Annotated in this window: 6 protein-coding genes; 4 read left to right on the top strand and 2 right to left on the bottom strand. The window is 51.8% G+C overall.

All coding sequences use genetic code 11. The annotated features are described in order from the left end of the window. Window positions 1–203 precede the first annotated feature (203 nt). From EQY_RS0117190 to EQY_RS0117180, 3 genes are read left to right on the top strand one after another with little or no spacing between them, the layout of a single operon-like run. Window positions 204–863 (top strand): vWA domain-containing protein, encoded by a 660-nt coding sequence (locus tag EQY_RS0117190; RefSeq protein ID WP_000003183.1) that lies wholly within the window; start codon window positions 204–206, stop codon window positions 861–863. Continuing rightward, window positions 860–1,621, top strand: a complete 762-nt coding sequence (locus EQY_RS0117185; RefSeq protein ID WP_000119109.1) for a PP2C family serine/threonine-protein phosphatase — start codon at window positions 860–862, stop codon at window positions 1,619–1,621. The genes EQY_RS0117190 and EQY_RS0117185 overlap by 4 nt, the downstream gene beginning before the upstream one ends. Then, on the top strand, window positions 1,618–3,558 hold the full coding sequence (locus EQY_RS0117180; protein WP_024212633.1) for a helix-hairpin-helix domain-containing protein: 1,941 nt from the start codon (window positions 1,618–1,620) through the stop codon (window positions 3,556–3,558). The genes EQY_RS0117185 and EQY_RS0117180 overlap by 4 nt, the downstream gene beginning before the upstream one ends. A 12-nt stretch (window positions 3,559–3,570) precedes the next feature. On the opposite strand, the gene yegD is transcribed toward EQY_RS0117180, so the two are convergent. Next, window positions 3,571–4,923 carry a molecular chaperone gene (gene yegD, locus EQY_RS0117175; RefSeq protein ID WP_000469767.1) on the bottom strand — a complete coding sequence of 451 codons (1,353 nt, stop codon included), beginning with the start codon at window positions 4,921–4,923 and terminating at the stop codon, window positions 3,571–3,573. A 133-nt stretch (window positions 4,924–5,056) separates the two neighbouring features. Here yegD and alkA point away from each other — a divergent pair, with 133 nt between their 5' ends. After that, on the top strand, window positions 5,057–5,905 hold the full coding sequence (gene alkA / locus EQY_RS0117165; RefSeq protein WP_024212632.1) for a DNA-3-methyladenine glycosylase 2: 849 nt from the start codon (window positions 5,057–5,059) through the stop codon (window positions 5,903–5,905). A 79-nt stretch (window positions 5,906–5,984) separates the two neighbouring features. On the opposite strand, the gene EQY_RS0117160 is transcribed toward alkA, so the two are convergent. Further along, window positions 5,985–8,731, bottom strand: a 2,747-nt coding sequence (locus EQY_RS0117160; protein ID WP_000385851.1) for a diguanylate cyclase, incomplete at its 5' end; no start/stop codon positions are given.

The raw sequence follows: 8,731 nt of genomic DNA, 5'->3' as shown, positions 1-8,731 counted from the left end.
GGGAAACCCCGCTCTACCCTCACTCCTGAACTTATGTTACTCCACCCTTATTGTCAATCTGTAAGCCCACGTTCTTGCGAGGCGAATAGCAAACTTATCTGCGCCGCCGGGCTTAATTCTGAAAGTATCTTCGCTTGCTCTTAATTTATTATTGCTCTCGGTATGATACCGAATCTCAATAATTCTCTAAGAAAGGAACTCTTATGAGCGAACAAATTACGTTTGCCACCAGCGATTTTGCCAGTAACCCGGAACCACGTTGCCCCTGTATTTTACTGCTGGATGTTTCTGGCTCGATGAGCGGTAGACCCATTAACGAACTTAACGCAGGATTGGTGACCTTTCGCGATGAACTGCTTGCAGATCCGCTGGCCTTAAAAAGAGTGGAACTCGGCATTGTGACTTTCGGCCCGGTGCATGTGGAACAACCATTTACCAGCGCCGCTAACTTTTTCCCGCCCATCTTGTTTGCTCAAGGCAATACGCCAATGGGCGCTGCAATTACCAAAGCCCTGAATATGGTTGAGGAGCGGAAACGTGAGTACCGTGCAAATGGTATTTCGTATTATCGCCCGTGGATTTTCTTGATCACCGATGGCGCGCCAACCGATGAGTGGCAGGCTGCTGCCAGTAAAGTGTTTCAGGGAGAAGAAGATAAGAAGTTTGCCTTCTTTACCATCGGTGTTCAGGGGGCTGATATGAATACTCTGGCACAAATCAGCGTCCGTCAGCCTTTGCCGTTGCAGGGATTACAATTCCGTGAACTGTTTAGCTGGTTATCCAGTTCGCTACGTTCGGTTTCCCGCTCCACGCCGGGAACGGAAGTTGTACTGGAAGCGCCAAAAGGCTGGACGTCAGTGTGAGCTGGCGTCTGGTCTATTCATCAGCCGTCGGAACGTCGCATATCAGCGCGGACTTACCTTGCCAGGATGCCTGCCAGATGCAGGTTGTCTGGCTAAACGACCAGCAACCGTTACTGGTGATGTTCCTTGCTGATGGTGCAGGTAGCGTTTCGCAGGGTGGCGAAGGCGCGACGCTCGCCGTCAATGAAGCGATGGCGTTTATGATGCAAAAAGTACAGGGTGGTGAATGTGGTCTGAATGATGTGCTTGCGACAGATATTGTGCTGGCAATTCGCCACCGTATTACTGCCCGTGCACAAGCTGAAGAACTGGCGGTTCGTGATTTTTCCTGTACTTTTCTGGGCGTTATATCATCAGCGACCGGCACGTTGATTATGCAGATTGGCGATGGTGGCGTGGTGGTGGATTTTGGTGAAGGGCTACAGCTACCACTAACGCCGATGAATGGCGAATATGCCAATATGACCTATTTCATTACTGATGAAGATGCTGTCACGCGCCTTGAGACTTACAGTTGCGATGCGCAGGTGATAAAAGTGGCTGCATTTACGGACGGTATTCAGCGGCTGGCGTTAAATATGCTGGATAATTCTCCCCATGTGCCTTTCTTTGCGCCATTTTTCAATGGACTGGCGTCAGCAACGTCGGAACAACGCGATATATTGCCAGATTTGCTAAAGCAATTTTTGTCCTGCCCCGCAGTGAATGAACGCACCGATGATGATAAAACGCTGGCGCTGGCCATGTGGTTGCCGTGAAATCAACTATATATACCGCAGCTGGCGATTGCGTGACGCCAGGTCATGAATTAGGCAAAGGCGGCGAAGGCGCGGTTTATGATATCAATGAGTTTGTCGATAGCGTCGCCAAGATTTATCACACGCCGCCACCCGCCTTAAAACAGGACAAACTTGCCTTTATGGCTGCGACAGCTGACGCGCAGTTGTTGAATTATGTCGCCTGGCCGCAGTCAACGCTTCACGGTGGACGAGGCGGAAAAGTTATCGGTTTTATGATGCCAAAAGTTTCTGGTAAAGAACCTATTCATATGATCTATAGCCCGGCACATCGTCGTCAACGTTACCCTCACTGTGCATGGGATTTTCTACTCTATGTTGCGCGCAATATTGCTTCATCTTTTGCTACGGTTCACGAGCACGGGCATGTCGTGGGTGACGTAAACCAGAACAGCTTTATGGTAGGCCGTGACAGCAAAGTGGTGTTGATCGACAGCGACTCCTTTCAGATTAACGCTAATGGCACGCTGCATTTATGCGAAGTCGGCGTGTCGCATTTTACGCCGCCAGAGCTGCAAACCTTGCCGTCATTTGTTGGATTTGAGCGCACCGTAAATCACGATAATTTTGGCCTTGCGTTGCTGATTTTTCACGTCTTGTTTGGTGGTCGGCATCCTTATTCCGGTGTACCGCTTATTGCCGAAGCGGGTAATGCGTTGGAGAAGGATATTGCTCATTTCCGTTATGCCTATGCATCAGACAATCAGCGACGTGGCTTAAAACCGCCGCCACGATCTATTCCGCTATCGATGTTACCGGGTGATGTTGAAGGCATGTTTCAGCAGGCATTCACCGAAAGTGGCGTGGCAACCGCGCGTCCGACGGCAAAAGCGTGGGTAGCGGCACTGGATTCTTTACGCCAACAGTTAAAGAAATGTACTGCTTCGGTAATGCATGTTTACCCCGGTCATTTGACCGACTGCCCGTGGTGTGCGCTGGATAATCAAGGCGTTATCTATTTTATTGATCTCGGCGAAGAGGTTGTTACCACCGGCGGGGATTTTGTGCTGGCGAAAGTCTGGGCGATGGTGATGGCATCAGTAGCACCGCCAGCATTGCAACTGCCATTACCCGATCACTTCCAACCGACTGGCAGGCCGCTTCCTTTAGGCCTGTTACGGAGTGAATACATCATTCTGATTGAGATCGCACTGTCAGCGTTATCGCTGTTGCTTTGCGGCCTTCAGGCAGAACCGCGTTATATTATTTTAGTTCCTGTGCTGGCGGCTATCTGGATTATTGGCAGCCTGACAAGCAAAGCGTACAAAGCAGAAATCCAGCAACGCCGTGAGGCGTTTAATCGTGCAAAAATGGACTATGATCATTTAGTTAACCAGATCCAGCAGGTGGGTGGGCTGGAAGGTTTTATCGCCAAACGGACGATGCTTGAAAAAATGAAGGACGAGCTTTTGGGATTGCCGGAAGACGAAAAACGCGAGTTGACAGCACTTCACAACACCGCAAGGGAACGCCAGAAGCAGAAGTTTCTGGAGGGATTTTTTATTGATGTTGCCTCTATTCCCGGCGTTGGTCCCGCGCGTAAAGCGGCGTTACGGTCCTTTGGTATCGAAACAGCGGCAGATGTGAACCGCCGTGGAGTTAAGCAAGTAAAAGGTTTTGGTGATCATCTGACCCAGGCGGTTATCGACTGGAAAGCGAGTAGCGAACGCCGTTTTGTTTTCAGGCCGAACGAAGCGGTAACGCCAGCAGACAGACAAGCGGTAATGGCGAAAATGACCGCCAAACGTCATCGGCTGGAAGCCGCATTGACAGAGGGCGCGGCAGAGTTACAGCGATTTCGCCTTCATGCTCCCGCACGAACCATGCCGTTGATGGCGCCGTTACATCAGGCGGCAGGAAAACTGGCTCAGGCGCAGGCAGATTTAAGCCGCTGCTGAGCCATTTCTTATTTAACGAAATACTACTTCTGCCCAACGCGCCAGCCCGGCGGTGACGGAGCCAAAGTCGTCGCCACCTGCAATTGGAATGCCCGGCAACTGTTCTGCCAGAGCCTTTTTAATCAGCGGCGAACGGGCGCTACCGCCGGTCAGGTAGATAACGTCCGGTTTTTCCTGGGCGTTATCCAGCGCCAGTTGCACCTGTTCCAGAATCCGCGCCAGCGGCTGGTTGAGGGCGCTTTCCAGTCCATGCTGGCTAATCAACGTTGCCAGTTCGTCACCGATAAACGGCAGCGACGCGCAGGTTTCCGCTGCGCTTGAAAGGGCAATTTTGCACTCTTCCGCGCTGCGCACCAGACGATAACTTAAACGTTGCCGCCAAACTTTCTGTAACAGGGCGACTTTCTCTGGCTCGCGGGCGTCGCGTACCAGGTCGTTAAGCAGGCGACCGTTGGCGCTACTGTAGAAATCACTCTGCGCAGGTACGTCGTTGATGGCAACCGCATTCCACCACGGTAGGATCGGCAGGGCTATACCTTTTTCGGTTTCGCCACCCATGCCCAGTAACGGCATCAGGTTTTTAAACGCCAGTGCGATATCCAGATCGTTACCACCAATACGGCAACCACTGTGACCCAGTAGGCTGGATTCACGATCGAGACGCGAACGCCACTGCGGCCCCATCAGCAACAATGAACAGTCAGTAGTACCACCGCCGATATCCACCACCAGTACGCGTTTTTCTTCCTGCAAGGTTGCTTCGTAATCCAGCCCTGCCGCCACCGGCTCGTACTGGAATACCACATCCTTGAATCCGGCACGCTTCGCCGCACGTTCCAGAATCCCTTGCGCCTGGGCGTTTGCTTCATCGCCGCCCAATCCCTGGAAGTTGATTGGACGACCAATGACTGCCTGGGTAATTGTTTCTGGCAGTTGCGCCTGCGCTTGTTGGCGAATGTGCAACATCATTGCGCAGACCAGATCCTCAAACAGCGCCACCTGCTGTGGTTTTAACCCGCTGGCACCGAGGAACGATTTCGGTGATTTCACAAACCACACTTCTTCCGGATCATCAATATACTGCGCCAGTGAGGAAAGACCGAACTGCACGCTTTTCGCCGTGACGTCGATATCTTCTTCGCGGTTATAACGAAGCGCCCGACGTAACAGCGCCTGCGTTTCATCATCGTTTGCCGGAACATCATGATGGCGGTACAGCCACTCGCTTACTGCTTCACGCGTTGGTGCGCAAAGCATTGAAGGCAGCAGCGTGCTGTCATTTTCCATTTTCAACATCTGCGGTTTACCGTCGCGCATCACCGCCACTGAACAGTTTGCTGTACCGTAATCAAAACCAATAAACACGAAATAATCCCCATGCCGGTGAAGAAGGGGCGTGACTTTAGCGAAATGTTGCCGTCGCGACAACCGGAATATGAAAGCAAAGCGCAGCGTCTGAATAACGTTTATGCTGAAAGCGGATAAAAAAGGAGATGCGATGTATACCCTGAACTGGCAGCCGCCGTATGACTGGTCGTGGATGTTGGGATTTCTTGCCGCCCGTGCGGTGAGTGGCGTAGAAACAGTCACGGACAATTATTATGCCCGTAGTCTGGCGGTGGGCGAACATCGCGGCGTGATAAAGGTGGTTCCTGATGTCGAAACTAATACGTTGCAAGTGAATGTAAGTTCGGGATTAGAAGCGGTAGCGACCGAGTGCCTGGCGAAAATGAGCCGCCTGTTTGATCTGCAATGTAATCCGCAGATTGTTAACGGTGCATTGGGCGAGTTAGGCGCTGCGCGGCCAGGGCTACGTCTGCCCGGGAGTGTTGATGCTTTTGAGCAGGGCGTGCGCGCGATTTTAGGCCAACTGGTGAGCGTGGCGCTGGCGGCAAAATTGACTGCCAAAGTGGCGCAGCTTTATGGCGAACGGCTGGATGATTTCCCTGAATATGTCTGCTTTCCCACCCCCCAACGACTGGCTGCAGCCGACCCGCAGGCACTAAAAGGGTTGGGGATGCCGTTGAAACGGGCAGAGGCGCTGATTCATTTAGCCAATGCGGCACTGGATGGCTCCTTGCCGATGAAAATGCCGGGCGACGTTGAGCAAGCGATGAAAACGCTGCAAACATTTCCTGGAATTGGGCGCTGGACGGCGAATTATTTCGCCTTGCGTGGCTGGCAAGCGAAAGATGTTTTCCTGCCGGATGATTATTTGATTAAACAGCGATTTCCAGGAATGACGCCGGCACAAATCCGCCGTTATGCCGAACGCTGGAAACCCTGGCGTTCTTATGCGCTGTTGCATATCTGGTATACGGAAGGCTGGCAACCAGAAGAAGTATGATGCTGGTCGTCTTATCCAGTCTGGGGAATGAGCGAATTGTAGACCTGATAAGACGCGTCAGCGTCGCATCAGGCAATACTCAGTTAATCGCGAAATAACTGCTATTAATCAGCAAATCCAGAGGCTGAGCGTCGGCAATGACATCGCCATAAATCAGATCAACACCCATGCCGGAAAGCGTATCCATCACCAGCGGCAACGCTACTGGCCCCGCGATGGTCTTCACCCCCAGCCGCTGGGCATGACCCTGAATGATCGATATCAGCATCTCATCCATCAAATTACCCTGTACGCTGGCGCATAACTCACCGTCGAGCAGCAGATAATCCGCCATATTTGCTTTCAGCGTGTTGAAGAGCTGCAGATCGCGCCCCACCTGACTGAGCACGATCCGGCAGCCTGCCAGCCGCAATTTATGCATATTTTCTGCGTGGTCGAAAATCGCTTCAGCCGGAATAATCAGATGTAATAACCGTGACGGTAGGGAACTGCTTTCCAGTTGCTCAAGCAGTTTATCCACCAGCGGGGCGCTGCTTAACCCGGCAACGGAAAGGGGGAGGGCGATGCTTAAGCCTTTACTGGCAACCGCTTTTGCTGTCTGCTGGAAAAACTCATGTATTATCCGACGGTCAAGAGCGAGATTGAGCGCCGGATCGCTGAAACTACGACGAAATGCCAGTTCATCAATAGTCTCACCTTCACTACTCCAGAGCTTAAGCGAAATCAGCCACAAATTACGCGTAGCCGGGATTCGTGGTGAAGCGACGCCGTGGGCGATCATCATCAGTTGATTCTCTTTGATCATCCGCCACTGTTCATCGAGTGACATCATCGCCTGTTCGCTATGTTTGGCAGTTTGCTGTGGTTCGTAAATCGTCACCCGACCACGCCCACCATTTTTCGAAGCATAACAGGCGATATCGGCCTGCGACATCACGTCTGCCGCCTGATGATTGCTGTCATCGATAAGGGTAATCCCTGCGCTGGCACCTACCCGATGCACGCGGCCTTCCCACATAAAGTGATAGTCATTAATCGCACTGATAATGCGTGTGGCGATAAAGCGGGCACTTTCAACATTACAGTCCGGTAGCAACAGACCAAATTCATCACCGCCGAGTCGCGCCAGCACATCGCTGGAGCGCAACATACTGAGCATCAACGACGCCAGTTCACGCAGTAAAGCATCGCCCGCCGCGTGCCCGGCGCTGTCATTCACCGCTTTAAAATGATCAAGATCGATAAACACCAGTGCATGTCGATGATGCGTGCTGCTTACCGTTTGCAGCAGTATTCGCAGTTGTTTTTCAAAACTGGCACGGTTAGTGAGATGCGTCAGGGCATCATGGGAGGCGCTATAACTAAGCTGGCGCAGCATTTTACGTGACTCAGTCACATCCTGAATGACCAGTACCGAACCAATATTGCTGCCATCCAGCGTACTTAACGGCGTAATGCTGTAATGGACGTCGTAGCTGCCGCCGTTGCGGCAGTGGAGAACGACATCTTGTTCAATAGCGGAACGCGACGTGTCGGCACTGTAAATGTTCTCCATTAACGGCCCATTGTCGCCAAATGTAATTTGCAATGCTGTTAATAGTGGAACGCCCAACGCCTCTTCTTGTGTCCAGCCGCTCATCTTCTCTGCAACCGGATTCATAAAGGTAATTTTCATCGCCATATCAATACAGACCACGGCTTCGCCGATGGAATCCAGCGTAATGTGCAGGCGCTCTTTTTCCTGAAACAGCGCCTCGTTCAGCTGTTTCACTTCGGTCATATCAATGTTAATACCGAGCAATCGTTCGACTTCGCCTTCTTTATTCAGCACCCGATTGGCGAGGGCGCGGATATGACGAATACCGTCTTTCACGGTGATGCGAAATTCCAGCTTAAAGGGCAAGCGAGCCTGTAATGAATCACGAATCACTTTTTCGGCGTGTTGGCGATCTTCCGGCAGCACACAGTCATACCACACCTGCCAGTTCGGTTTGATATGTGGCGAAATTTCATATAGCTCGAACATCCGCTTATCCCAACTAAAAATATCCGGCTTCAGTTCCCACTCCCAGATGCCAATCCCACCCGCTTCATTAGCCAGCGTTATCCGTTCCATCAGGCGTTTGTTAATCTGTTCGGTGCGTTTAAGATCGTTTATGTCTTCAATCTGCGCAATAAAGTAGAGCGGCGTGCCATCGGTGTGGCGCACCAGCGAGACGGCAAGCAGCGCCCAGACAACGTCGCCATTACGGTTGTAATAACGTTTCTCCATCGAGTAGGTATTTATTTCACCGCTAATTAGCTTCTCAACGTGTTGCAGATCTTTATTGAGATCTTCCGGCCAGGTAAGTTGCTGGAAGGTGAGGGCGCGCAACTCTTCCTGGCTGTAACCGAGAAACTGGCATAACGCTTTGTTGGATTGCAGCCATTGCCCCTCGGTGCCCACTAATGCCATGCCGATGGCGGAATATTCCATAGCGTTACGAAAGCGGGTTTCGCTTTCTGAAATATGCTTGCGTTCAGCGCGAAAGGCGTACATCACCATGGTCATGATGTTGGCGGGCAGCAGGATCAGCAAAAATGGTAGCCACGGTACGTGACTCATCAAGTAGGTTCGCGGCGTGGCAAGTAAAGTCGGATCGGCCGCCATCATCAGCGACACCATCATCACTGTAGTGAGGAAGATCAAAAAGGCTTCCATCCGTGGCAGGCGCACGGCGCTCCACATCAGCAGCACAATAATGAAAGTAAAAGGCCACGGTAGATATAGCATCGAGAGCCAGCTTAACGTCAGCGTGATGGCTAATGTTAGTAGTGTTTCAAACA

The sequence above is a fragment of the Escherichia sp. TW14182 genome, from assembly GCF_000208525.1.
Lineage (GTDB): Bacteria > Pseudomonadota > Gammaproteobacteria > Enterobacterales > Enterobacteriaceae > Escherichia > Escherichia ruysiae.
This window is presented reverse-complemented; position numbering and strand designations above follow the sequence as displayed.

Bases quoted from the DNA above. Each gene is read 5' to 3' on its own strand.
- EQY_RS0117190 (WP_000003183.1), top strand. From the start codon at position 204: ATGAGCGAACAAATTACGTTTGCCACCAGCGATTTTGCCAGTAACCCG.
- alkA (WP_024212632.1), top strand. From the start codon at position 5,057: ATGTATACCCTGAACTGGCAGCCGCCGTATGACTGGTCGTGGATGTTG.